This window comes from Gilvimarinus sp. 1_MG-2023, from assembly GCF_030548285.1.
Genome location: NZ_JAUOSC010001058.1, coordinates 1 through 269, shown reverse-complemented (window position 1 = coordinate 269; position 269 = coordinate 1). Strand labels below are relative to the sequence as shown.

Genomic DNA, 269 nt, shown 5'->3' with positions numbered 1-269 from the left:
ATCATCCTCACGCCCCAGCATTTTTAACCGCTGCTTGCGAATGGGCAGACCAATCCGCAGGTTTTCTTCCACCGACAGCATCGGGAAAATATCCCGTCCTTGCGGCACGTAACCAATGCCGGCCACGGCCCGGGCTTCGGCATTTTTCTTGTGCAGCGGCTCACCGTCGAGCAGGATTTCACCATTCGAAATCGGCAATAGTCCCATCAGGCATTTCAGCAGTGTGGTTTTGCCGACTCCATTACGCCCCATAATGCAGGTACAGGAGC

The 269-nt window shown here is 55.0% G+C and carries 1 protein-coding gene; it reads right to left on the bottom strand.

Annotated elements, in window-relative coordinates:
* Nucleotides 1-252: ATP-binding cassette domain-containing protein (locus tag Q4563_RS20110; protein ID WP_303605772.1), on the bottom strand; the 252-nt coding region annotated here is incomplete at its 3' end.
* Between the last annotated feature and the right edge of the window lie 17 nt (nucleotides 253-269).